This is a genomic window from Sphingobium limneticum, assembly GCF_008710155.1.
GTDB lineage: Bacteria > Pseudomonadota > Alphaproteobacteria > Sphingomonadales > Sphingomonadaceae > Sphingobium > Sphingobium limneticum.
On record NZ_VYPZ01000037.1, the window covers coordinates 1 to 24229 of the forward strand.

General features: G+C 64.8%; 29 protein-coding genes. 19 read left to right on the forward strand and 10 right to left on the reverse strand.

The genetic code is table 11. The features are described from left to right. The coding region (locus F4U94_RS21870) for a Tn3 family transposase (protein WP_143560296.1) at nucleotides 1-216 on the forward strand (216 nt) is incomplete at its 5' end. 1 nt (nucleotide 217) lies between these two features. Then, on the forward strand, nucleotides 218-832 hold the full coding sequence (locus tag F4U94_RS21875; protein WP_228222247.1) for a DUF6118 family protein: 615 nt from the start codon (nucleotides 218-220) through the stop codon (nucleotides 830-832). A gap of 3 nt (nucleotides 833-835) precedes the next feature. Here the strand turns inward: F4U94_RS21875 and lgt are convergent, their stop codons facing one another. Genes lgt through F4U94_RS21910 form a run of 7 tightly spaced genes read right to left on the reverse strand, consistent with a single transcriptional unit; the run spans nucleotide 836 to nucleotide 4957 of the window. Further along, on the reverse strand, nucleotides 836-1711 hold the full coding sequence (gene lgt / locus F4U94_RS21880; protein ID WP_007016079.1) for a prolipoprotein diacylglyceryl transferase: 876 nt from the start codon (nucleotides 1709-1711) through the stop codon (nucleotides 836-838). 46 nt (nucleotides 1712-1757) lie between these two features. Then, nucleotides 1758-2144: a rhodanese-like domain-containing protein gene (locus F4U94_RS21885; protein ID WP_004213269.1), complete on the reverse strand. Its 387-nt coding sequence runs from the start codon at nucleotides 2142-2144 to the stop codon at nucleotides 1758-1760. Nucleotides 2145-2180: 36 nt separating this feature from the next. Beyond that, nucleotides 2181-2930, reverse strand: a complete 750-nt coding sequence (locus F4U94_RS21890; protein WP_120252792.1) for an MBL fold metallo-hydrolase — start codon at nucleotides 2928-2930, stop codon at nucleotides 2181-2183. A gap of 19 nt (nucleotides 2931-2949) precedes the next feature. Beyond that, entirely contained in the window at nucleotides 2950-3729 is a 780-nt protein-coding gene (locus F4U94_RS21895; protein ID WP_004213267.1) for a sulfite exporter TauE/SafE family protein, read from the reverse strand. Next, nucleotides 3726-4169, reverse strand: a complete 444-nt coding sequence (locus F4U94_RS21900; RefSeq protein ID WP_004213266.1) for a DUF6691 family protein — start codon at nucleotides 4167-4169, stop codon at nucleotides 3726-3728. Before F4U94_RS21900 ends, F4U94_RS21895 begins: the two co-directional genes overlap by 4 nt. Before the next feature lie 3 nt (nucleotides 4170-4172). Beyond that, nucleotides 4173-4598, reverse strand: coding sequence for a YeeE/YedE family protein (locus tag F4U94_RS21905; protein WP_004213265.1), 426 nt, complete (start codon nucleotides 4596-4598; stop codon nucleotides 4173-4175). A gap of 2 nt (nucleotides 4599-4600) precedes the next feature. Beyond that, nucleotides 4601-4957 (reverse strand): ArsR/SmtB family transcription factor, encoded by a 357-nt coding sequence (locus F4U94_RS21910; RefSeq protein ID WP_218036647.1) that lies wholly within the window; start codon nucleotides 4955-4957, stop codon nucleotides 4601-4603. A 188-nt stretch (nucleotides 4958-5145) separates the two neighbouring features. On the opposite strand from F4U94_RS21910, the gene F4U94_RS21915 reads away from it, so the two are divergent. After that, nucleotides 5146-6618, forward strand: coding sequence for a multicopper oxidase family protein (locus F4U94_RS21915; protein WP_007016074.1), 1473 nt, complete (start codon nucleotides 5146-5148; stop codon nucleotides 6616-6618). A 60-nt stretch (nucleotides 6619-6678) separates the two neighbouring features. Next, on the forward strand, nucleotides 6679-7230 hold the full coding sequence (locus tag F4U94_RS21920; RefSeq protein WP_326868476.1) for a DsrE family protein: 552 nt from the start codon (nucleotides 6679-6681) through the stop codon (nucleotides 7228-7230). Between the two features lie 16 nt (nucleotides 7231-7246). Here the strand turns inward: F4U94_RS21920 and F4U94_RS21925 are convergent, their stop codons facing one another. Continuing rightward, nucleotides 7247-7468: a GDCCVxC domain-containing (seleno)protein gene (locus F4U94_RS21925; protein ID WP_004213258.1), complete on the reverse strand. Its 222-nt coding sequence runs from the start codon at nucleotides 7466-7468 to the stop codon at nucleotides 7247-7249. Then, on the reverse strand, nucleotides 7468-7884 hold the full coding sequence (locus F4U94_RS21930; protein ID WP_004213257.1) for a mercuric transporter MerT family protein: 417 nt from the start codon (nucleotides 7882-7884) through the stop codon (nucleotides 7468-7470). Before F4U94_RS21930 ends, F4U94_RS21925 begins: the two co-directional genes overlap by 1 nt. Before the next feature lie 63 nt (nucleotides 7885-7947). On the opposite strand from F4U94_RS21930, the gene F4U94_RS21935 reads away from it, so the two are divergent. Together F4U94_RS21935 and F4U94_RS21940 are read left to right on the forward strand one after the other, a co-directional pair. Continuing rightward, nucleotides 7948-8364 carry a MerR family transcriptional regulator gene (locus F4U94_RS21935; protein ID WP_021224446.1) on the forward strand — a complete coding sequence of 139 codons (417 nt, stop codon included), beginning with the start codon at nucleotides 7948-7950 and terminating at the stop codon, nucleotides 8362-8364. Nucleotides 8365-8458: 94 nt separating this feature from the next. After that, nucleotides 8459-9865 carry a transposase gene (locus F4U94_RS21940; RefSeq protein WP_120252791.1) on the forward strand — a complete coding sequence of 469 codons (1407 nt, stop codon included), beginning with the start codon at nucleotides 8459-8461 and terminating at the stop codon, nucleotides 9863-9865. A gap of 6 nt (nucleotides 9866-9871) precedes the next feature. On the opposite strand, the gene F4U94_RS21945 is transcribed toward F4U94_RS21940, so the two are convergent. Next, the gene (locus F4U94_RS21945; protein WP_004212894.1) at nucleotides 9872-10438 is read right to left on the reverse strand and encodes a recombinase family protein; all 567 of its coding nucleotides are present in this window, start codon (nucleotides 10436-10438) and stop codon (nucleotides 9872-9874) included. Nucleotides 10439-10652: 214 nt separating this feature from the next. Here F4U94_RS21945 and F4U94_RS21950 point away from each other — a divergent pair, with 214 nt between their 5' ends. The 13 genes from F4U94_RS21950 (at nucleotide 10653) to F4U94_RS22010 (ending at nucleotide 24199) form a co-directional block, all read left to right on the forward strand. After that, the gene (locus F4U94_RS21950) at nucleotides 10653-11036 is read left to right on the forward strand and encodes a DUF305 domain-containing protein (protein WP_228222241.1); all 384 of its coding nucleotides are present in this window, start codon (nucleotides 10653-10655) and stop codon (nucleotides 11034-11036) included. 1 nt (nucleotide 11037) lies between these two features. After that, entirely contained in the window at nucleotides 11038-12477 is a 1440-nt protein-coding gene (locus tag F4U94_RS21955) for a YncE family protein (RefSeq protein WP_021224443.1), read from the forward strand. Between the two features lies 1 nt (nucleotide 12478). Continuing rightward, complete coding sequence (locus tag F4U94_RS21960; RefSeq protein ID WP_021224442.1) at nucleotides 12479-12988, forward strand: RNA polymerase sigma factor; 510 nt, start codon at nucleotides 12479-12481, stop codon at nucleotides 12986-12988. Next, a complete protein-coding gene (locus tag F4U94_RS21965; protein ID WP_021224441.1) occupies nucleotides 12985-13755 on the forward strand; it encodes an anti-sigma factor family protein in 771 nt (256 codons plus the stop codon). Before F4U94_RS21960 ends, F4U94_RS21965 begins: the two co-directional genes overlap by 4 nt. 337 nt (nucleotides 13756-14092) lie before the next feature. Then, nucleotides 14093-14965 (forward strand): LysR family transcriptional regulator, encoded by an 873-nt coding sequence (locus tag F4U94_RS21970; protein WP_021224438.1) that lies wholly within the window; start codon nucleotides 14093-14095, stop codon nucleotides 14963-14965. Further along, nucleotides 14962-16113, forward strand: a complete 1152-nt coding sequence (locus F4U94_RS21975) for a TDT family transporter (RefSeq protein ID WP_037513249.1) — start codon at nucleotides 14962-14964, stop codon at nucleotides 16111-16113. Before F4U94_RS21970 ends, F4U94_RS21975 begins: the two co-directional genes overlap by 4 nt. A gap of 89 nt (nucleotides 16114-16202) precedes the next feature. Beyond that, the gene (locus F4U94_RS21980; RefSeq protein ID WP_021224436.1) at nucleotides 16203-17438 is read left to right on the forward strand and encodes a molybdopterin-dependent oxidoreductase; all 1236 of its coding nucleotides are present in this window, start codon (nucleotides 16203-16205) and stop codon (nucleotides 17436-17438) included. Between the two features lie 12 nt (nucleotides 17439-17450). Continuing rightward, on the forward strand, nucleotides 17451-17933 hold the full coding sequence (locus F4U94_RS21985; RefSeq protein WP_021224435.1) for a c-type cytochrome: 483 nt from the start codon (nucleotides 17451-17453) through the stop codon (nucleotides 17931-17933). Nucleotides 17934-18295: 362 nt separating this feature from the next. Further along, entirely contained in the window at nucleotides 18296-19303 is a 1008-nt protein-coding gene (locus tag F4U94_RS21990; RefSeq protein ID WP_249042097.1) for a major royal jelly family protein, read from the forward strand. A gap of 8 nt (nucleotides 19304-19311) precedes the next feature. Continuing rightward, nucleotides 19312-20394 (forward strand): catalase family protein, encoded by a 1083-nt coding sequence (locus F4U94_RS21995; protein WP_150412238.1) that lies wholly within the window; start codon nucleotides 19312-19314, stop codon nucleotides 20392-20394. Between the two features lie 23 nt (nucleotides 20395-20417). Beyond that, entirely contained in the window at nucleotides 20418-20930 is a 513-nt protein-coding gene (locus F4U94_RS22000; protein WP_120252789.1) for a (2Fe-2S)-binding protein, read from the forward strand. Then, nucleotides 20927-21940 carry an FAD binding domain-containing protein gene (locus tag F4U94_RS22005; protein ID WP_120252788.1) on the forward strand — a complete coding sequence of 338 codons (1014 nt, stop codon included), beginning with the start codon at nucleotides 20927-20929 and terminating at the stop codon, nucleotides 21938-21940. The genes F4U94_RS22000 and F4U94_RS22005 overlap by 4 nt, the downstream gene beginning before the upstream one ends. A 12-nt stretch (nucleotides 21941-21952) precedes the next feature. Then, nucleotides 21953-24199: a xanthine dehydrogenase family protein molybdopterin-binding subunit gene (locus tag F4U94_RS22010; protein WP_150412239.1), complete on the forward strand. Its 2247-nt coding sequence runs from the start codon at nucleotides 21953-21955 to the stop codon at nucleotides 24197-24199. Nucleotides 24200-24229 lie beyond the last annotated feature (30 nt).

Genomic DNA, 24229 nt, shown 5'->3' on the forward strand with positions numbered 1-24229 from the left:
CGATCCGGCGAAGGCCAGCACTATCGCATCGCCGGAATGAACCTGCTCGCCGCCATCATCATATTCTGGAACACCATGAAGCTCGGCGAGGTCGTCAATACCCGGGCCGCCAGCGGTACCCATATCGAGCCTGATCTACTCGCCCACGTCTCGCCGTTGGGATGGGAACACATCAATCTAACCGGGGAATATCGCTGGCCCAAATCCTTAGCGTAGGATTCCGCCCCCTCCCGCAAACGCCCCCTATAGCGAGACGCTGGCGGGCATGGTGCAGAAGATCGACGCCACCTTGCAGCGCGCCGACGCGCTGGTGACGGCAGCCAGGGACGGAGCAACGCCGCGTCACGTTGTTGACCGGATCGTAGCGGCAGGCGGTGACGCCCGCGCCGAGGACCGGCGGACGATCGCGACCGCAGCCGCAGAGCTGAAGGATGCAACTCGGGCGCTTCAGGGCGTCACCGCATCGGCGCGGCGGGGCTACGAGCAGAACCGCTGGTTGATGTGGACGGCGATCGGCGGAGTGGTGCTCGGCATGGTGCTTTGGGCGGCGTTCGCCGGCGTCGTCGCGCGTGCCGTGCCGGCGAGCTGGCAATGGCCGGAAAAGATGGCGGCGCGAGCGCTCGACCTGTCAATGTGGGAAGGCGGGCAGCGGATGATGCAGGCCGCCTCGCCCACCGCGTTCCGCGCGATCATAGCGGCCGACAGGATGGTGTTGGCCAATCGCGAAACGATCGAAGGGTGCAGCAAGGCCGCAGCCCGAACGCGCGAGACGGTGCGATGCACAATCAAAGTTGGTGCTAGCCTTGAGGAGCAGCAGGATAGCGACCGCTAGTTCCTATTCACTGCAACTCGATTTTGGCATGATTGCTGGCTCACTTTTTACTGATTTGCCCTGCTGGTTGCGCGAGCCGGCGCGCCAAGCTGCGACTATCAAATAGATACCTGCGGCAATCATCGGCACGGTGAGCCACTGACCCATATGAAGCCCTGTTCTGGCTGTGAAGCCGACAAGCTGGGCATCCGGCTCCCGGAAGAATTCGACAATGAAGCGAGCGAGCCCATAGCCAAGAAGGAACACGCCGACGAGCATGCCAGGGCGACGTCGGGCGTTGGTAAACCAGAAAAGGCACGCGAGCACGGCAAACAAGACCAGTCCTTCCAGCCCGGCTTCGTAGAGCTGGCTCGGGTGACGCGCGAGGCCATCGCGACTTCCGGGGAACACAATCGCCCAAGGCACATCGGTGGGCTTTCCCCAAAGCTCACCATTCACGAAATTAGCGAGGCGGCCGAAGAACAGGCCGATCGGCACGGTGCAGGCGACATAATCATGGACCCGCAGCCATTCGAGGCCGTGTCGTCGCGCGAACAGGATCAGCGCGAGCGAGACGCCAGCTGCACCCCCGTGGAACGACATGCCGCCGTCCCACAGCTTGAGGATTTGCAGGGGGTCGAAGATCATCTCAGGACCGTAAAAGATCACATAGCCGAGACGGCCACCGAGGATAACGCCCAACGTCGCGTAGAACACGAGATCGTCGGCTTGTGCGCGGTTCATCGGGGCCGCTGGTTGGGCCAGCAGCCGCAGCAGATACCACCACCCGGCAATGATGCCGGCGATATAGGCCAGCGAGTACCAGCGGATGTCGAGCGGGCCTATGGAGATGGCTATCGGGCTCAATCCGAGGCTGGCGAATGCGATATGGCTATCCAAGGATTGTATCCTGCCTGCGAGAAGCGGCGCTCGAGCGCGCCATGGGTTATTCCGGTGCGATTGAAGCGCCGGCATCCTTGAGCGCCGCAAACCCGCCGGGGACGTGGGCGACATTCTCCACGCCCATCTCCTTGAGTGATTTTGCGGCCAGCGCCGAGCGGGCGCCGGACCCACAATAGAGCACCAACCGCGATCCACTGGCGAGTTTGGCATTGTGGGTGGGGCTTTCAGGATCGACCTGGAATTCCAGAAGGCCACGCGGGACATGCACCGCACCAGCCACCAGCCCCGATTTTGCGACTTCCCCTGGCTCGCGGATGTCAACGAACTGGACCTTGGGATTGCCGACAAGTTTGGCTGCATCGTCAGGCGCGATAGTTTCGACAATCGCATTCGCTTCGGAAACCAGTTGTTTCGAGGTGCGTGTTGGCATCGACTTTCTCCTGTAAATGAACCTGTATCGGATGGCTCAGCCCTGCTCGGACTTGCCGCCTATCTGGCGCAGCATTTCCGGCAAATCTGTCGGGCAATCACCGCAAAGCTTGTTTGCCGGAACGGCAACGTCGATCTTCTTTGGGTAGGGAAGATCGAGAGCGGCCATGATCGCGACGAATTCCTGAACGGTCTTGCCCGCAAGGCGCGGGTTCCGTTCACGCTCCTGCGCCACTGTCGTGATGTGGCGATGATTGTAGTCGTGAGCCGGGTAGATCAGACCATCGCCCGGCAGCGTGAAAATCTTCTGCGTGACGGAGTGATAAAGGGTGGCGGCGTCACCGTTTTGGAAGTCGGTGCGGCCACAGCCGTCGATTAGCAGGGCGTCGCCGGTGAAGGCGCGAAGACCATCGGGCTGCTCAACCAGGTAGGTATGGTGGGCGTCGGTGTGCCCCGGCGTAAACAGCGGCTGAAGCTTGAGCTCGCCGACAGTCAAAGGCTGGTCCTCGGCGACCCCCACGTCAGCACAGGGAAGGCCGTCCATGGCGGGGTACGCGATCTTGGAGCCGGTAAGGCTGCGCAGATAGCAGGCCGATGTGACGTGGTCCGCATGCACATGCGTCTCCAACGTATAAGCCAGTTCGAGATCCAGTTCCTGAAGCGCGGCAAGGTCGCGTTCGATCGTTTCGAGGACAGGATCGATCAGGACGGCTTTGCGCGTCTCCGGGCAACCGAGGAGGTAGGTGTAGGTCGAGGACTCCGGCTCGAACAACTGACGAAAGATCATGATCGGTCTCCAATGGTGTCTAGCCGCCGATCCCGCCCAGGCTGCGGAACAGCATGTAGGCGGCCACGGCCAGCAGGACGAAAGCGAAGATGCGGGTGAGCAAGCCCTTATGATCGGCGAGCCGGATGGCGGTTTGCATGCCGGCGACGCCGCCAGCGACCCCGCCAGCGATGAAGAAGCCGGCCACGCGCCAATCCACGAGTCCTGACAGGGCATAGTTGAGGGCTGTCGCCGATCCGAACGTTCCCACCGAAAACAGCGACGATCCGACCGCGTTGAGGATGGGCATGCCGCTGCCGAGCATGATGCCGGGCACAATCAGGAAGCCGCCGCCGATGCCGAAGAACCCTGACAGGAGGCCGGCGAGAAGGCCGATCGCCACGAGCCGCACAGCGATGGGGCGCGTGATCCGCACGCCCGGGTCGCCGCCGCCGGATTTGCCGCGCAGCATGGAAACCCCCACCACGATCATCACGCCTGCGAACAGCACCAGGAGATGCTGACCCGCCACCATCTTGCCCAGGGTGGAGCCGATCAGGGCGCCTATGACGCCCGATGCCCCGAAGACGAGGGCGCAGGGCCACTTCACGGTTCCGGCCCGGGCGTGCTGGATCAGGTTGGCGAAGGCATTGGCGGCCACCGCCAGCGCGCTCGTGCCGATCGCGACGTGCGGGTCCTTCATGCCCACGACATACAGCAGCAACGGCAGGGCAAGGATCGAGCCGCCGCCGCCGATCACCCCGAGGGTAAAGCCGACGACGACACCGGATATGAGCGTGAGGATGTCGACCGGCGTCATGGGTTTGCCCCGGGCCTGGCTGCGCGATAACGTTCCTGAAGGGCGAAGACGCCCATGCCCGCCAGCATCGCCACGACGAACACCAGCGCCGCCGGCGCTCCGAGGCTCAGGGCGACCAGGGCCGGACCAGGGCAGTAGCCGACGAGGCCCCATCCGACGCCGAACAAAGCCGCGCCCGAGAGAAGCTTCTTGTCCAGGGACCGGGACGATGGCCCATTGAACGCCGGTGCGAAAAGCGGAGCATCGCGCCTTCGGCCGAGTGCAAATCCCAACGCTGAAACCATGACGGCCGAGGCCAGCACCAAGGCAAGGCTCGGGTCCCACGACGGCGCGGCGACATCAAGAAACGCCAGAACCTTGCTGGGGGCTATCATGGCGGAGACGATCAGGCCGAAGCCGAAAATGAGCCCCGAGGCGAGCGCGATGAGCAGCTTCCTCATTGCTCAGAGTCCGATGACGTGTCGGGCGACGTACACAGTCGCGGCCGCTGTGATGAGGAAGACGCCTGTCGCGGCGAGCGAGCGGGGCGAGAGCCTCGCTATTCCGCAGACGCCATGCCCGCTGGTGCAACCACTCCCGAGCCGAGTCCCAAATCCCACCAGAAGGCCGGCTGCGATCACGACGGCGACTGGGGCCGGCGACGTGAGGTCCGGTAGCAGGCCGCCCGCCGCCCGGTAGAGCAAGGGCGCGGCGAGCAGGCCGACCAGGAATGTTGCGCGCCAGGCCATCTCGCCGCGGACAGGCGCAAGCACCCCGCCGACGATGCCGCTGATTCCAGCGATGCGCCCATTGGCGATCCACAGGAAGGAAGCCGAGAGGCCGATTAGCGCGCCGCCCACGATGGCCGAGAATGGGGTGAAACCCTCCATCGTCAGGATTCTCTGCTCTCAGCTTCGTCACCGGCGCAAAAGAGTGCGTAGAGTTCCGTCAGGATCGGCAGCACGCGCTCGGACGTGATGCGGTAGAATATCGTCGTTTTCTCCCGCCGTGTTCCGACCAGGCCTTCGTCGCGCAGCGTGGCCAGATGGCGGGACAAATTCGACTGTGTCAGTCCGAGGCGTTCGCCCAGATCGGTTACCGACAACTCCCCGCCGAGCAGGCTGCACAGGATCATCAGACGGTGCCGGCTCGCAAGCGAACGGAGGAACGCTTCCGCTTCGCCGGCCTTTTCCTCCAGAAGCTCCGGAGACATTTTAACGAGGGAAGGTGGCACAGTTGCTCCAAACATCTTATATGTAGCATATATGATGGAGTGGTGTTCGATCAAGCGCCAGCTAGGAGGTTCCCCCCGTGAGCTACTATTTCGCCAAGCCATCGAGGCTCCTTCGAAGCGCCGGAGTGCGAGGTAACCCCATGCTGATCGACCAGGCTGTCCGTATCGCTTCCGAGCTGCGCTGCACGCTGGGACAGATTTAGATGCTCGATCGACGTTCGCTGTTGGCTGGCGGAGCGGCATTGTTCGCAACCACCGCTTGCTCGCGCTCCACGCCGGGCCTCGGCGGGGGAGGTGCAAACCCGCTTCCGATGCCGCCGCTGTTGGACGCACGGCCTGGCCGCTCATTCGCGCTACGGGTCCAGTCCGGAACGACTTCATTTTATCCAGGCCGGCCGAGTGACACGCTCGGGTATAATGGCAGCTATCTCGGACCGACGATCAGGGTGCGCCGTGGCGACGACGTGGCGGCTGTCGTGACCAACGGGCTCAACGCGGACACGACTGTGCATTGGCACGGGCTTCTGATCCCCGGAGAGCTGGATGGCGGCCCCCATCAGATCATCGCGCCGGGCGCGACCTGGCGGCCCACGCTCCCGATCCGGCAGCCCGCAGCGACCCTCCTTTATCACTCACACGTCCATGGGTTGACGGCCGAGCAAGTCTATTCGGGCCTGGCTGGGGCGTTGCTGGTAACCGACGACGAAGAGCAGGGCCTGGGGCTCCCGTCAGAATATGGCGTGGACGATCTGCCCCTGCTCATCCAGGATCGCCAGTTCGAAAATGGTCGCCTTGTCATGCCAGGCGGCATGATGGTCGCCATGCAGGGCCGGCGCGGCGACACGATCCTTGTGAACGGCGCGGTGAATCCGCTGGCGGCGGTGCCAAATCGGTTGGTTCGCCTGCGGCTCGTCAACGCATCGAACGCGCGGATTTATGAGCTGTCGTTTTCCGATCGGCGGAGCTTTCACTGGATCGGAACCGAAGGGGGGCTGCTCGAACACGCAGTGGCATTGGAAGCCATAACCTTGGCGCCGGGCCAACGTGCCGAGCTTCTCGTGGACTTCACGGACGGTAGGTCCGCCTCGCTGGTGACGGCGGCTGATACCAACAGCTCGATGATGGGCGGCATGGGTATGATGGGGCGTGGCGCCCGAAGGACCGATGCCGCGGCACCAGCGACCGTGCTGCGGTTTGAACCACGGCCGTTGGGACAGGCTCGTGCCAGCGGCGTCGTGCCGACCCTTCTGGCATCACGAACTGGGCCCGACGCCAGCAAGGCGGTGCGCCGTCGCCGTCTGAGCCTCAACATGGGCATGGGCGGCATGATGGGCTCAGGAAGCGGCGGTGGCGGCCTTACGATCAATGGCAAGCCATTCGACATGAATCGCATCGATGAGACGGTGAAGCTAGGCTCCACCGAAATATGGGAGGTGTCTGGCGAAATGATGCGCCACCCGATCCATATTCACGGCGTCCACTTTGATGTTCTCACCCGCGGTGGCGGGCAGCCCGATGTTCTCGACCAGGGGCCGCGCGACACGGTCCTCGTCAAGGAACCGGTGGAGCTTCTCATCCGATTTGATCAGCCGGCCAAGAGCGCTCCCTTCATGTATCACTGCCATATCCTTGAACATGAGGATAATGGAATGATGGGCCAGTTCAGTGTTGCGTAGGCGTAGGCTCCCACTTCTGGAGAGTTTATGCAGCGCCTACCGTCCAACAGGAGAGCAAGGTTGCCAAAAAGAGCTTTCGCCACATTTCTGCTCGCGGCAACGATGCTGACCGGCGGCACCTCGCTAGCTGCACAGGATAATCTGGTTTATCCCGTAATACCGGGATTTGGCGGGATCGTGGCCGTGCCCAGTGCTGCCGAGCGGCCCGATCCCAAGCTTCGCTACCGCGTCTTGTTCAATGTCACCAAGGCCGCAAGCTCTCCCGACAAAGTGAATCCCAGCCTTGAGAAGGTCGCGCGCTTCGTGAACCTGCTAGGCGCGGACAAGGTCCATCCGGCTGGTGACATCGCCGTCATCATTCATGGTCCCGCGACCCCGCTCGTCCTGCAGAACGCGCCATATGCGGCGCGTATGAAGGTAGCGGCCAACCCGAACGCTGCGCTGATTGCCGCTCTCCAGAAAGCCGGTGTTTCAATCCGCGTTTGCAGTCAGGCCATGGTCGGAAATGAGATCATGCCGAACCAAGTGGCTTCGGGCGTTGAGATCGATGATTCGGCGCTTACAACCTTGGCGAATCTACAAATCCGGGGTTACGCGCTCATCCCGGATTGAAAGGTGCGATACCCCCTCACCCGCAGCAGCCCGCCACGGTCCCGTTCGCCTTCGCCTCCTGAATCGGAGGGCATGGGACATCGCCGAACGAGCAGAACACGCAGCAGTCGCCGGCCAGGGGCCGCAGCACCGCCGCGCAATGTCGGCAATCATAGAAGAACTGGCAGGCGTTGGTGGGCATCGTCTCGGTCGCGACACCGCCGCACTCGGGACAGGTCAGCGTGGAGGTGAGCTGCATCAGGAAAGCGCCTTTATAAGCGGCGCTTCAATGCGATCCCATATCAGCGCGGTCAGCGTCAGGGTCGTGCCGATCGTGAGCATGATCGGAGTTGCGCGGGACGGTAGGGTCACGGTGCAGGACCGATCCGCAGCGCAGGTCCTCCGACGCCGCACATACGCCCACCACCCGGCAGCCAGGCCGACGAGGGAAAGCGCCGTCAGGGCCCAGCGCAGAGGCATCAGCGCGGCGAAGGTGCTCGACAGGCCCGCCCCCACGCCCAGCGCCGCCAGCGCGAGCGGCAAGACGCAGCAGGATGCGGCGGCTAGGACCGCGCCGAAGCTCGCCAGCGCACCCAGGGCGGATAGCCCCGCGTCGGCGCGGCGTGGCGATGCGGAAGCGGCCAGGGTTTCGTGCGGCAAAATCCTTTTATTCATCAGTCGTCTCCGGCGGAATAACCCCCTAATGCCTCCTGTAGCGGCTACAGGAGCAAGCGAATTATGAGGGATGAGAAAGGCCTAGCTATCGGCGAGTTGTCGCGCCGAACCGGCGTGAACATCGAGACGATCCGCTATTTCGAGCGCGTCGGCATTGTGGCGACCCCACCCCGCACGAGCGGGGGCCGGCGAGTATATGGGGCCGGCCACGTCCGCGTCCTTGGATTCATCCGTGGCGCGCGTGAACTCGGCTTCACCCCGGCCGAGGTGCGCGCGATCCTGTCACTTGGCGGTCCCGCGCAGGCGTCGTGCAGTGAGGTCCGCGAGATCGCGGCCCACCACCTGGAGCGGGTTCGCGCGAAAATGGCAGACCTAGCGCAACTCGAAAGCCTGCTTGCCACGACGATCGACCGTTGCGAGGGCGACGGGGCGGCGAGTTGTGCCGTGATCGAATTGCTTGACCAATATACAACCACTTAGGTGTCAAAACCGGTCGGGGCTGTTGAAAAAAGGCCGGGTGATCCGATCGCGTTCCTAACGGGTTCCCTGCTTCGACACATCGGGAGCAGCGGCCATGATGGGTGAGCAACAGCGAGGCGGCAAGGGCGCAAGCTGGCGGGCGCTGGGAGCGATGATCCCCGCCGATCATATCCTGCACAGGATAGACGGGCTGATCGACCTGGGTGAACTGCGCGATGCGCTCGCGCCGCACTACAGTTGCCGTGGGCGTCCCTCGATCCCGCCTGAATTGCTGGTCCGCATGGCGCTGATCGCTCGCCTCTATGGCATCACGTCGGAGCGCCGTCTGTGTGAGGAAGTCCGCTTCAACCTCGCCTATCGCTGGTTCTGCCGATTGCCGCTCAACGCGCCGGTGCCGCACCACTCGACGTTTAGCAAGAACCGGCATGGCCGCTTCCGCGATGCTAGCATCTTCCGCATCCTGTTCGAGCAGACGGTGCGGCGCTGCGCCGATGCGGGGCTGATCGCCCACAAGGATGCCGCAATCGATGCATCGTTCGTCGCGGCCGATGCAAGCTGGCAGCGCAAGATGCGGGACGCCGACATGGCCGCGCCCCGGCTTCCCCGCCCGGTTTGTGAATGGCTGGCGGATCAGGCCAATGCTCCACCGCAGGAACATGGCGTACCGCGTGGCAAACCGGCCGAGGTGTCACGCACCGATCCGGCGTCGGCATGGTCGGCGCGCACGGCGCGGGGCCGGTTCGGCTATGCCTTCAATGTCCTGATTGACACGCCGGGAGGGGTGGCGATCGACGTGGAGGCCAGTCCCGCCCGCTTCGCCGCGGAAGTCGATGCGGGGCGGACCATGCTGGCACGGGCCGACAATCGGTTCGGCTATCGGCCAAAGCGTGTCGCGGCCGACACCGCCTATGGCAGCGCTGCGTTCCTGGCGTTCGTCACCGATCGCGGCACCATCCCGCATATCCCGGTGCTGGAACGATCCGAACAGACCAAGGGCAAATTCCCCCGCGAAGCCTTCCGCTATGAGCGGGAGCAGGACCGCTATGTCTGCCCCTTTCGCGGTGCCGATCGTCGGGCGGGCTTTCTCCGATACAGCGCCAGTCCTGCCGATTGCCGCGCCTGTCACCTCAAACGGAAATGCACCGCAGGCAGCAACAGGTCGGTCACGCACAGCGAATATGAGGACGTGCGTGAGATGGTGCGCGGCGAGATGCAGACGCCGCTATTCAAGCGGTCGATGCGGCTGCGCCGGGGTGTCGAGCGGGTGTTCGCCGATGCCAAAGGCAAGCGAGGGCTGACCCGCCTGCACCTTCGCGGACTGCGCGGTGCCGAAGAAGAGTTTCTGTTGGGCGCGGCCATTGCCAATCTCGTGCTGTTAGCCCGCACCGACGCAAGACCGGCCCGGAACCGTCGCCCGCCCCCGGTGCCGGAACGCATCGAGCGCATGGCCCGGATCAGCCGTGGCCGGTTCGAGCAATCCTACTACGCGACGATCTTCTGACGCCGGTTAGCCGGGTTCGCGCTCGGCCGCAGGGAAGTGGCGATAGAAGGTAGAACGGCCGACCTGGAGCAGCTTCGCGACCTTCGCCGGTTTGTCGCCAGCCTTGAGCAGCTTGCGGGCGGTATCGAGCATGTCAGGCGTCATGACCGACTTGCGGCCTCCGCCCGTGCCGCCCTTGGCCCGTGCCGCTGCCAAACCGGCAATCGTCCGTTCCTTTATCAGTTCGCGCTCCATCTCCGCGACAGAAGCGAGGATATGGAACAGCAGACGGCCCGATGGGGTTGCCGTGTCGAACCCGTCCGTCAGGGACCGGAAATCAATCTTCCGAGCGGACAAGTCCGCCGCCAGTTCGATCAGGCCCCCGATCGATCGGCCAAGGCGATCGAGCTTCCATATCACCAGCGTGTCACCGGCCCGCACGAAATTGAGAGCTTCGGTCAGACCGGGACGGTTCAGCTTCGCGCCGCTCACCTTGTCGGTGAACAGCTTTTCACAGCCAGCCTTGGTCAGCGCATCGGTTTGTAGCGTCAGGTCCTGGTCGGAGGTCGAGACACGCGCATAACCAACCAGCATGAGTCCCGTTATCCCATCTCAAACAGCGAATTTCGGGACTCATATTTCGGGAACATATTTTGGGAAAGCCCCGGCGGGCATACAGCGGATTTTTGTGTCGGTCACGGTCGTCCCGTTGGAGGTTCCCAATCGGGAAGGCTGATAACCGGCTCACCCATGGAATAAACCCGGACGAGCGTCGTCTATGCTTTCAGGACTGATGCGCCGGAGGCTTATGCGTAGACGATATTGGATGCTCGGTCTGACTGCTTCGGCCCTGCTCACAGGCGCAGTCGCGGCCGCCCCTGCCGGTGGTTACGCCAGCATGGTGGCTGCCGCGATGGACCGGATGATGGCGGGCATGATGGTCAAGCCGTCCGGCAACGTCGACCGCGACTTCGTCACGATGATGCTCCCGCATCATCAGGGTGCGATCGATATGGCAGTGGCGGAGCTGCGCTACGGCCATAACGAGCAGCTCAAGCGCATCGCGCAGGAGATCATCATCGATCAGCAGCAGGAGATTGCCGCTATGAAGTTGGCGATCGGTCAGCCGCTACCGCCTTCGACGCCGGCCCCGACGCAGGGCGGCGACCACCACAGCCCTATGGAGCACTGACATGATCCGGACCATCCTGCGCTCGGCCGCCTTGCTGATGAGCGCCGCACCGGGCCTCGCCATGGCGCAGCAGGCGCCGTGGAACGCCAAGGACATGCCCGTCAGCCACCGCGACCGCGTCTATGCGTCCGAACAATTCTCCAACACGGTGTCGGTGACGGACCCGGCCGACAACCGGCTGCTCGGCGTCATCAAGCTCGGCGATCCGCAGCCGATGAACTTCTCCCCGCTCTACAAGGGACAAGTGCTGGTCCACGGCCTGGGCTTCTCGCCGGACGGGAAGACCTTGGCGGTCGTGTCGATCGGATCGAATGCCGTGTCGTGGATCGACACCGCCACCAACACGGTCAAACACACGACCTATGTCGGGCGCAGTCCGCACGAGGCGTTCTTCACGCCGGACGGAAAGGAGGTCTGGGTCACCGTTCGCGGCGAGGACTATATCGCCGTGCTCGATCCCGCGACGTACAAGGAAACCGGCCGCATCAAGACGCCCGGTGGTCCGGGTATGACGATCTTCTCGCCCGATGGGCGATACGGCTATGTCTGTTCCTCGTTCAATCCGGTGCTGGCCGTGTTCGATGTCGCAACCCACGCACAGGTCGGACAGGTGGCGCAGCCGAGCCCATTCTGCCCCAACATCGCCGCGACGCCGGACGGCAAGCAGGCGTGGTTTACGCTAAAGGACATCGGCAAGACGGTCGCATTCGATGCCAGGCCACCCTTCACAATCCTCAAGGTGCTGGATACCGGGCCGATCACCAATCACGTCAACTTCGCCCGCACGGCCAAGGGGCAGTTCGCCTATGTGACGGTCGGCGGGGAGAATGCGGTGAAGGTGTTCCGCACGTCCGACTTCACGCTGGTGGCAACCATTCCAGTCGGCAAGATGCCGCACGGTGTCTGGCCGTCCGGCGACGGTCGGCGCATCTATGTCGGGCTGGAGAATGCCGATGAGCTGGCCGCGATCGACACCGCTGGCAACACGGTCGTCGCTACCGTGCCGGTCGGACAGGCACCGCAGGCGATCGCCTATGTGCCGAACGCTGTTCCGACAGGCCCCGGCACCGACAATCTCCAGCCGCTCGGCACGGCCGGCAAGGCGTTGCATCTGACTATGGGGCCGATCGGCGGCAAGGGTGCGGCAAGCAGCATCACCCTCTTCGACCAAGGCATCATTCAGGTCGTGCAGAGTGCCGTTACCGGTTTGCAGCCCAAGAAGCCCTACATGCTCGTGCTGACCGCCAACGCGGATGGTAGCGGCGCTGTAGAGCCGCTTGCCAACTTCATGAGCAACCCGGCGGGTGCGGCGATCGTCAACGCGTCGGGTCCGATCCGGCAGATCGTTCAAGGCAGCACCGCGACGCCCCGCCGTTTTCTGGCGGTCGCTGAGGTGGTGAACGGCGCGCCGGGACGCATCGTGCAGGTACAGCGCGACTGACATGGACCCGCTTGCCGCCGCGATCGAGCCCCTGATCCCCGGTCTGCGCCGCTATGCCCGGTCGTGGTTGCGCGATCGGGCAATGGCAGATGACGTGGTGCAGGATTGTCTCGAGCGCGCGGTCGGGCGCTGGCGACAACGACGCGGGGCGGAGGTGCGCCCATGGGTCTATACGATCCTGCACAATCTGTTGGTCGACCATCAGCGGCAGCATAGCCGGCGAGGCACAGCGGTTCCGCTCCACCTCGTGGACGACGCCACGCTCGGCCGTCCGGCCGATCAGGAAACAGGCCTACACCACCGCGACCTGCTGCGCGCCCTTGATGCGTTGCCCGAGGAGCAGCGAACGGTGCTGCTCCTCGTATCGGTCGAGGGCCTGCCCTATGCGGAGGTCGCTGCCGTTGTCGGCGTGCCGCTGGGCACGGTGATGTCGCGCATATCCCGGGCGCGCGACCGACTGGCGACCCTCCTCCGGGAGGGTGAACGGCCGCGATTGAGGAGCGTGCAATGACCAGCCCGATCGGCGAGGACGATCTGGCCGCATGGATCGATGGCAGGCTGTCGCCCGAGCGGCAGCGCCTGGTCGACGCCTATCTTGAAGGCCAGCCGGACCTGCATGCCCGTTTGCGGGAACAGGCGGAGCAGGCGCGAGCCCTTGCATCCCTGTTTGCCCCGATCGCGGATGAACCGATCCCGGCGACGATGCGCGTCGCAGCCATCAGGGGGCGGCAACGTCAGCCGCGATGGCAATTCGCCATCGCCGCGTCACTTCTGCTGGCGGTCGGGTTTGGCGGTGGTTGGTCGAGCGCGAAGTGGAGCGGTGAACCCCGCGCAGGCATCGCGGCGCTGGCCAACGAGGCGAGTGACAATTTCCGTGTCTATGCCGCCGACCGGATACGACCGGCGGAGATCGGTCCGGATCAGCGCGCCATGCTGATCCGATGGACCTCCGCCCGTTTGGGTGAGCGCGTCACCATCCCGGACCTCAGCACAGCCGGCTATCGCTATGGTGGGGGGCGACTGGTCGCGACGCCTCACGGCCCTGCGGCACTGCTCCTCTACGACGGACCGCAAGCGTCGAAACTCGCGGTGCTGACGAGGCCTATGCAGATCGACAAGACTGCGAGCATGACCAGCACGTCCAGCGGGACCATGGGCCGGGTCACATGGGCAGTCGACGGGATCGGCTATAGTGTGGTGGGCGAGCGGCCTGCGGCCGAGCTGCATCCGATTGCCGATGAAGTCCGGCGGCAGGCCGATGCGGCGCTGGTGTCCTGATAGCGCCCTTGCTGCTCCTCAGCGCCGACAGGCACCGGGCGGGCCAGCGCGATCAGGGCTTGCGCTCGGCATCCTTCCTGGCGGCCTCGGCCGGCGTCAGGCGGGCTCGCTCGCGGATGTGGCGTTCCAGCGGCGCGCCGACGAACAGGACGAGCATCGCAAGGATCACCCCGCCAGTGATGAGCGGTCATGGACGATCAAACGTCGCAGGCCCGCCTAACGCTCCAAGTCTTCGAGACCATCGCAGACGAAAGGCTGCCGATCATTCCGATATCCAGATTGGAATGACCATATCAAACGGTTGGTCGTATCGATCTAAGTACGCGATATATGCTGCATGACCCTGGAGCAGCTCAGAATCTTCGTCGGTGTCGCGGAGCGCGAACACGTCACCAAGGCAGCGGAGGTGCTGAACGTCACGCAGTCCGCTGCCTCCGGCGCGATTGCTGCCCTCGAAGCGCGCTACGGGGTTCCTCTGTTTCACCGCGTCGGGCGTGGCATCCAGCTGACCGAAGCAGGCCGCGGCTTTCTGGAGGAAGCGCGCGCGGTGCTGGGGCGGGCAGCGCATGCCGAGACGATGCTGGCGGACTATGCCGGGCTTGCCCGTGGTTCATTGCGGATCGTCGCCAGCCAGACGATCGCGAGCTACTGGTTGCCGGCAAAGCTCGCCGCCTTCCACGAACGCCACCCGCAGATCGCGGTCGAACTGGCGATCGACAACACCGAAGGTGCGGCAGCGCAGGTCCTGAGCGGCGCGGCGGAGCTCGGTTTCGTCGAGGGCGAGGTGGACGAACCGGCGCTCGCCCACTGGCATGTCGGGCGTGATCCGATGGTGCTGGTCGGCCGCGAGGACACCGGGCGCGTCGACGAGGACTGGCTGCGCACTGAACGCTGGATCGTCCGTGAGCTGGGATCGGGTACGCGCTCGACCTTCGAGGACGTGCTGCGAACGCGCGGGTTTGATCCGGCCCAGCTGACGATAGCGATGACGCTGCCGTCCAACGAGGCGGTGCGCACCGCCGTCGAGGCGGGTGCCGGCGTTGCCGTCTTGTCGCGATTGGTCGTCGCGCGCGCGCTCAAGGCCGGTGACCTTGTCGAGCTGCCGCTCGGGCTGCCCGACCGCGCCTTTCACGCGCTGCGCCACAAGGAACGCTATCGCACCCGCGCGGCCGACGCGCTGACGGACCTCATCAAGGAGCAGGTCGCATGACTGCCGACACGCACTCCGTTCTCAGCGGCCTCAAGCCGCTCAGCCGGCTCGATCATCCCCGCGAGATGATTCGTCAGTTCACGCCCAACTGGTTCGCCGCGACGATGGGCACCGGTATCCTCGCGCTCGCGCTGCCGCAGGTGCCCGGCATCGGGCCTTCGCTTAAACCCGTCGGCGAGGTGTTGTGGTTCTTCAATATCGCACTCTTCGCGCTGTTCGCCGGCCTTTATGGCGCGCGCTGGGTGATGTTCGGGCACGAGGCGCGGCGCATCTTCGGGCATAACACCGTGTCGATGTTCATCGGCACCATCCCGATGGGCCTCGCGACGATCATCAACGGCTGCCTCGCCTTCGGCATCGCACGGTTCGGGAATGGCATCGTACCGGTCGCACACGTCCTGTGGTGGATCGACGCCGCCATGTCGCTCGCCTGTGGCGTGCTGATCCCGTACATGATGTTCACCCGTCACGAGCACAGCCTGGACGGCATGACCGCGGTATGGTTGCTGCCGGTCGTCGCTGCCGAAGTGGCGGGCGCCAGCGGCGGGCTGCTCGCGCCGCATCTGGCCGATCCTCACGCGCAGCTCGTCACGCTTGCGACCTCCTATGTGCTGTGGGCCTATTCGGTGCCGGTCGCGTTCGGCATCCTCGCCATCCTCATCCTGCGCATGGCGCTCCACAAACTGCCGCAGGAGAGCATGGCGGCGTCCTCCTGGCTGGCGCTGGGACCGATCGGCACGGGTGCTCTGGGCATGCTGGTGCTCGGGGCGGACGCGCCGGCTATCCTCGCGGCGCACGGGCTGGCCGGTGTCGGTGCCGTCGCGCAAGGGATCGGCGTTGTGGCCGGACTCTGCCTGTGGGGCTTCGGCCTGTGGTGGCTGGCGCTCGCGACGCTCATCACCATCCGCTACTGGCGCGCCGGCGTCCCGTTCAACCTGGGCTGGTGGGGCTATACCTTTCCGCTCGGCGTCTACACCGTCGCCACCTTACGCCTAGGCACGACGCTGAACCTCGGTTTCTTCGGTTTCGTCGGCACGGTGCTGACAGTCGCGCTTGCGGCGATGTGGCTGCTCGTCGGCGCCAAGACGCTGGCCGGCGCATGGCGCGGCAACCTGTTCGTCTCACCCTGCATCGCCACCCCGAACTGATCCGCCATGATGATCGGATCAGTCGGTCCGATCACTTGCGAAACGCCCCTTCGATCCGCCAGCGTGGCTGGCCACAGGAGAGCCTTGTCATGGACAATTTCGACGCCGAACTGGCGAGTGAGACCAGCCGTCGCCGCTTTCTCAGGCATGCCGCGCTCGGTACCGCCGGCCTTGCCGCCGCGCCGGCACTGGCGCAGCAGCTCGTCGACCTGAAGCTGCCTGGCGGCAATGCCGAACGGCCGATGACCAGCGCCTTTCCCGGCAAGGGCAGCATGATCCTCCAGCGTGTCCATCCGCCCTTGCTGGAAACGCCGATGGACGTGTTCGACAAGTCGGTGTTCACGCCCAACGACCAGTTCTTCGTCCGCTGGCACTGGGCCGACATCCCGACCTCGATCGATGTCGAGACTTTCCGCCTCAACGTCTTCGGCCACGTCAACCGACCGCTGTCGATCAGCCTCGCCCAGCTGCTGCGCCTGCCGCGGGTCGAGATGGCGGCGGTCAACCAATGCTCGGGAAACAGCCGTGGGCTGTTCCAGCCACGTGTTGCCGGCGCGCAATGGGGCAACGGCGCGATGGGCAATGCCAAATGGCTCGGTGTGCGCCTGCGCGACGTGCTCGACCTCGCCGGGGTCAAGACAGGCGCGGTGCAGGTGCGCTTCGGTGCGCTCGATCAACCGGTCGTGGCGGGCGCCCCTGACTTTGAGAAGGCGCTCGACATCGACCATGCCCGCGACGGCGAAGTGATGATCGCCTTCGGCATGAACGGCGAGCAGCTGCCGCTCCTCAATGGCTTTCCCTGCCGGCTGATCGTGCCGGGCTGGTACTCGACCTATTGGGTCAAGATGCTGAACTCGATCGAGGTACTGCCCGGCCCCGACGACCAGTATTGGATGGCCAAGGCCTACAAGATCCCCGCGACGCCGGGCGCGAATGTCGCGCCCGGCGCCAGAGACTTCCCGACTGTCCCCATCAACCGCATGATCCCGCGCAGCTGGATGACCAGCCTGCCCGATGGCCAGACGATAGCCTATGAGGCATCGATCCCGGTCGGCGGCATCGCGATGGGCGGCGACTGCGGCGTCGCCAAGGTCGATGTATCGTCGGACGGAGGCCGCACCTGGTACAGGACGACGCTCGGAGCGGACGAGGGCAGGTACAGCTTCCGTCGGTGGGATGGTCGCGTGCCGCTGCGACGCGGTGCCAACCCGATCATGGTGCGCTGCTGGAACACCAACGGTGTCGCCCAGCCGATGAAGCCGATCTGGAACCCGGGCGGGTTCATGCGCGGCAATATCGAGACCACCACCATCATCGCGGCCTGAGGAGCGAGTAGCATGAAGACCCCGTCTCCCGGCATCATGGCCGCTGGCCTGATCGGCCTGACCGGCATTATCCTCGTCTCGATCGGGGCGCCGAGCAGCCGCAAGGCGCCTGCCCCGATCTCCGAGACATCCGAGCCGGCACCGCCCACCAGCGTCTCAGCCCGCGGCTTTTCGCTCGCCTCGACCAGCGTCGACCTGCCGGTCGATGACGCTACCTACCCCGATGGTCCGCACGCCGACGTCATCAACGCCAACTGCACTTCGTGCCACTCGGCCAGCATGGCGCTAACTCAGCCTGCGCTATCGGCGGACCAGTGGAAGGCGACCGTCACCAAGATGCGTGAGGTGTACAAGGCGCCGGTGGCCGAGAAGGACGTTGACGCGATCGTTGCTTATCTCACCGCTATGCCGAGCCAGAAAGCGGCACCCGCAACCGGCAAGGCACAGGATCCCGACCCCAAGGTGGCTCCTGATGTCTCAGGTGGAACCGGATAAGCAAACCTCTCGCATAATCTAAAAAGGCGATTTCGACAGACGATCGGCAGCCTTCAGTAGGACTTTTTCAACAGCCACGGTGGTTTGTTGAAGGTCAAAACCGTTCGGTTGTGACTTCAGCTGCGGCACGGGGCTTCTGAGCTCCCGGTCGTGGAGACGCTGTCTAACCTGTTTTATTCGTGGTTTTCCTGGATCTAAGCATGGGCCACGGTCGTTGACGAGTGAACCGTCGCGCGTTGCGTCCGGTGAACAGGAGCGGACAGATGCGGAAAAGCGGTGTTCTGATCGGGCTAGGAGCCTTCACGATAGCGCTGGCGGGAGCAGCTTATGCCCAGACGGGACGCAGCGCCGCGCTAACGCAGGTGGCACGCTTCGACCACCAGGTTACCGGCGTCGCCGTCTCGGCTGACGGGCGCCGCTTCGTCAACTTCCCGCGCTGGACCGACGACGCGCCGATCTCGGTTGCGGAGGTGATGCCGAATGGGTCGCTCCGGCCCTATCCCGACGCCAAGTGGAACAGCTGGCGCAACGCCAGGGCAAACGAAATGCCGGTTGGCGACTACTTTGTCTGCGTCCAGTCGATCGTTCCCGATGGCCAAGGCAATCTCTGGGTGCTCGATCCCGGCGCGCCCGGCAACGAGAAGATCCTGGAGGGCGCGCCGAAGCTCGTCCGCATCGACCTGAAGACGAACAAGGTGACCAAGGTCATCGCGGTGCCTGGCGACGTTGCGTTGCAGGGCACCTACCTCAACGATATCCGGTTCTCGCCCGATGGCCGGACCGGCTACATCACCGACAGCGGCACGCGCGGCGCAATCATCGTCGTCGACTTGGACGACGGAAAGAGCTTCCGAGCGCTTGATGGCCATCCGTCGACCCAGATCGACAAGAGCGTCACCGTCGCCATCGAGGGAAAGCCGCTTGTTCGCCCCGATGGGCGGCAGCCTACGTTCGCGTCCGACGGCATCGCGATCTCGAATGACGGGAAGACGCTCTACTGGCAGGCGCTGACCGGGAAGACGCTCTATTCGATCGCCACCGACAAGCTGCGCTCCGACGTCAGCGAGCGCGACCGCGCCGCCGCGGTGAAGACAGTCGCTACCACTGCCGTCGCCGACGGCCTGTGGATGAGCAAGGCGGGCACCCTCTACATCACCTCGCCGACCGACTATTCGATCCGGCGGCTCGCCGGGACGTCCACCAAGATTGTCCTAACCGACAAACGGCTGCGCTGGCCCGATACGTTCGCCGAAGGGCCTGACGGGACGATCTACGTCACCGCGAGCCACATCCAGGACACGCCATGGTTCAAGCCGGGCGCGCCGCCGTCCATCCGTACCGAGTTGTTCTCCTTCGCTCCGATCCGCTGAGGATCGTCATGGCCTACTTGCGGTACCGCGACGACATCGAGACGCTCGAACCAGACGAGCAGGCGACGATCGACGGCATCATCCAGGGGATGACCCAGCAGAGCGAGGTGGTCGAGAAGCGTGAGCAGCATGCCGTGCGCGCCAGCCATGCCAAGAGCACGGCCTGCGTTGTCGGCACGCTGACGATTGCCGACGACCTGCCCCCCGAATTAGCGCAGGGGCTGTTCGCCGAGCCGGGCAGCTACGACGTCGCGATCCGCTTCGCGCAGGGCCCAGGCGAGTCGCTGGGCGATCGCGTGTCGACACACCGCGGCATGGCGATCAAGGTGTTCGGGGTCGAGGGCGAGAAGCTGCCCGGGCACGATGCACCAACCCAGGATTTCGTGCTTGCCACGGGGCGCACCTTTCCGTCGGGCACGGCGAGCGGCTTCCTGAGCGATGCGAAGACGATCGGCGCCGCCACGCCCATGCCCGAGGGCGTCAAGAGCGCGGTGTCTTCGACGGCGCGCAACTTCAACAAGGTGCTGGGCCTGTTCAACACCGCCTATGCCAAGGCGGATTTCTTCGGCCATCCGTTCAGCCACCCGATCGGCGACGACTATTTCAGCCAGGCCCCGCTGCGCTACGGCGACTATGTCGCGAAGCTCGGTGCCGTGCCAGCGTCGCAGGCGCAGGACGCGCTCGGCGAGTGGCAGCTCGATCCGTATGAAGACGAGGACGGCTTCCGCCATGCCGCGACCGATTACTTCCGCGACCATGAGGCGGTGTTTGAGCTGAAGGTGCAGCTCTGGGCGAACGCGGAGACGCAGCCGATCGAGGACGCCTCGGTCGAGTGGCCGTCACAGGACAGCCAGTACCGCACCGTCGCCACGGTCCGCATCCCTGCGCAGGAGGCGTACAGCCCGGCGCGCGTGCGCTACTTCGACGAGGTGATGACCTTTCGTCCCGCGCATAGCCTGGCCGCGCATCGGCCGCTCGGATCGGTGATGAGGGCGCGGCTGCAGGTGTATCGTGCGCTGTCCGCCTTTCGCCACCGCGAGAACGGGGTTGCCGAGGAAAACACCGCCGACATCACTGCCATCCCGGCCTGACCCGAAGCAAGAAGGCGCAGATCATGCCGACAGCCGTCAACTCCGCCACATACGCCGCCGTGCCGATCGGCACGGTGCCAACCACGCTAACGATCAACGGTGAGACGCGCACCCGCGCGATCGAGCCTTGGACGACGTTGCTCGACCTGCTGCGGGAAGGCGAAGACCTGATCGGCACCAAGAAGGGCTGCGACCACGGTCAGTGCGGCGCGTGCACCGTGTTGGTCGACGGGCGCCGCATCAATTCGTGCCTCAAGCTGGCGGTGACGCTGGACGGGGCGGAGATCACTACGATCGAGGGGCTGGGCCAACCGGGCGACCTCCATCCGCTGCAATCCGCCTTCTGCGACCACGACGCGTTCCAGTGCGGTTATTGCACGCCTGGCCAGATTTGCTCGGCGCAGGGCCTCATCAATGAAGGCAAGGCTAAAACCCGCGAGGAAGTCCGCGAGCTGATGAGCGGCAATCTGTGCCGGTGCGGCGCCTATTCGAACATCATCGATGCGGTGCTCGACGTGATCGGAGAGCAGGCATGAACCGCTTCGACTATGCCCGCCCTGCCAGCGTCGCCGAAGCGGTGCAGGCAGGTGCCGGAGAGCAGGTCCGCTATCTGGCGGGCGGTACCAACCTGATCGACCTGATGAAGGAGAACGTCGATCGGCCGATGACGGTGATCGACATCAACCGCCTGCCGCTGGACGCGATCGAGGAGCTGGACGGCGGTGGACTGCGGCTGGGCGCGCTCGTGCCGAACTCCAACACTGCGTGGGACGCGCGCGTCGAGCAGCGGTATCCCTTGCTGTCCTCGGCGATCCTCGCCGGCGCCAGCCCCCAGCTGCGCAATGCCGCGACCAACGGCGGCAACCTCAACCAGCGCACGCGCTGCTATTATTTCTACGACGTCGCCACGCCTTGCAACAAGCGCGAACCGGGCTCGGGCTGCGGCGCGATCGGCGGGGTCAATCGCATCCACGCCATCCTGGGCGCGAGCGACCAGTGCATCGCCACGCACCCGTCGGACATGTGCGTGGCGCTGGCGGTCCTCGATGCAACCGTCCAGGTGACCGGCCCGGACGGCGACCGCGCTATCCCGATCGCCGATTATCATCGGCTACCCGGCGACGAGCCGTGGCGCGACAACACGCTGAAGCCAGGCGAATTGGTAACGGGCATCGACCTGCCGGCCGAGGATTTCACCCAGAACTACACCTACCTGAAGCTGCGCGATCGTCTGTCCTATGCCTTCGCGCTGGTGTCGATAGCCGTCGTGATGCGGGTCGAAGACGGCACGATCGCTGAAGCGCGGGTGGCGCTCGGCGGCGTTGCGCACAAGCCATGGCGCAGCACGGAAGCTGAGAAGCTGCTGAAGGGCCAGCAGCCGTCGCCGCAGGCGTTCGGCGCCTTCGCGGACGCCCTGCTCGCCGGGGCGGTCGGTCAGGGCGAGAACGACTTCAAGATCCTGCTCGCGCGCAAGGGGATCATCCGTGCGCTGAAGCAGGCCGCCGAGGCCACCCCGCAATCGCAGACCGACAAGCGCGTCGCGTAAGGAGCAGACATCATGGCTACCGCAGCGAAGATCGGGATCGGCAGCGCGATCAACCGTGTCGATGGCGTGGAGAAGGTCACCGGGACGGCGCGCTACGCCGCTGAGCATCCCGTGGAGAACCTGCTGTACGGCTACATCGTCGAGGCAGCGATCGCCAAAGGGCGGATCGTCAGTATCGACGAGGAGGCGGCGCGCGCTGTCCCCGGCGTAATCGAGGTCATCACGCACCTGAACCGGCCGCACGTCGCCTGGACCGACCACAGCTACCAGGACGAGCTGAAGATTCCCGGCTCGCCGTTCCGTCCGCTTTACGATGATCGCATCCAGTTCAGCCAGCAGCCCATCGCGCTGGTGATGGCCGAGACGTTCGAGGCAGCGCGCTACGCCGCCAGCGTGGTCGAGGTCGCCTACGCGGCAGAGGCGCACAATACCGACTTCGAGGTTGCGGTCGGCGATAAGTACGTGCCGAAGAAAAAGCGCAGCGGCTACACGGCGCCGAAAAACCGCGGAGACGCGGCGCAGGCGTTTGCGGACGCCCCGCTCAAGGCGGCCGGCGACTACCGGCTCGCGCCGGAACACCACAATCCCATGGAGATGTTCGGCTCCACCGTCGAATGGCACGGCGACGGCAGCATCACCGTGTGGGATAAGACCCAAGGTTCGCAGGGGGTGCATGCCTACCTTGCCAGCGTCTTCGGCTTTTCGAAAAAGAAGGTACGCGTGCTCAACCCCTATGTCGGCGGCGCCTTCGGCTCAGGCCTCCGGCCGCAGCATCAGGTGTTCCTGGCGGTCCTTGCGGCCAAGAAGCTGGAGCGCTCGGTGCGGGTCACGATGATCCGCAATCAGATGTTCAGCCACGCCTACCGCCCGCAGGCGATCCAGAGCATCGCGCTGGGCGCGGAGACGACCGGCAAGCTCACCGCGATCCGCAACGCGGCGACCACCTCCACCTCGCGCTACGAGGACAATATGGAGAACGTCGTCACTTGGGGGTTGATGAACTACGACTGCCCGAATGCCGACGCAGAATATACCGTCGCGCAGGTCGATACCGCGACCTCGGCGGACATGCGCGCGCCGGGGGCGGCGACCGGCATGACGCTGTTCGAGATGGCGATCGACGAGATGGCCTATGAGGCCAAGGTCGATCCGCTCGAGTTCCGGCTCGTCAACTACTCGCCCATCGATGCGATGAATGGCACGCCCTACACCAGCAAGGCGTTGCGAGAGGCGTTTCGCGAAGGGGCCGAGGCGTTCGGATGGAGCGAGCGCTCGGCCGAGCCGCGCTCGATGCGCGATGGCAAGGAGCTGGTCGGCTGGGGCTGCGCGACCGGCATGTGGGACGCGCAATTTTCCAAGACGTCTGCAAGCGCGAAGCTCACGGCCAACGGACATCTGGAAGTAGCGTGCGCGACGTCGGACATCGGCACCGGCAGCTACACGGTCATGACCCTGGTCGCCGCAGAGACGCTCGGCCTGCCGCCCGAGCAGATCACCGCCAAGCTGGGCGACTCAGACCTGCCGACCGCCCCGGTCGAAGGTGGATCGTGGGGGGCGGCATCGACCGGTGCGGCGGTACAGCTCGCATGCCAGGCGGTCGGCAAGAAGCTCCTGAAGGCGGCCGGCGAGATCGCCGGTGCACCGCTGGGCGACGCTAAGATGGATGACGTGCTGTTTGAGGACGGCTGCATCGTGCTGAAGGACACGCCGACCGTGAGGGTGCCGTTCGGCGACGCGATGCACGCCGCGGACCTGACGGAGATCGAGGAAGAGGAGACCGCGGCGCCCGGCTTCGGCGACATGTGGAAGGGTCTGCACAAGTCAAAGAACACCCACAGCGCGATCTTCGCAGAGGTGAAGGTGGACGAGGAACTGGGTGTGGTGCGCGTCACCCGCATCGTCGATGCGGTCGCCGCTGGCCGCATCATCAACCCGAAAACCGCGCGCAGCCAGATCCTCGGCGGCGTGGTGATGGGCGTGGGCATGGCGCTCCACGAAGAGACCTTCCCCGACCACAGGCTGGGACGCTGGATGAACCACAACTTCGGCGAATACCATGTGCCCGTGCACGCCGACATCCACGATATCCAGGTGATCTTCGTCGATGAACCCGATCCCGAAGTGACCCCGCTCGGGGTCAAAGGCCTTGGCGAGATCGGCATCGTCGGCACCGCTGCCGCGATTGCTAACGCGATCTTTCACGCGACCGGTAAGCGGGTGCGGTCCCTGCCGATCACGATCGACAAGATTCTGGACTGATTAGCCGATGTGAGCATCCGCCGTGCCGGG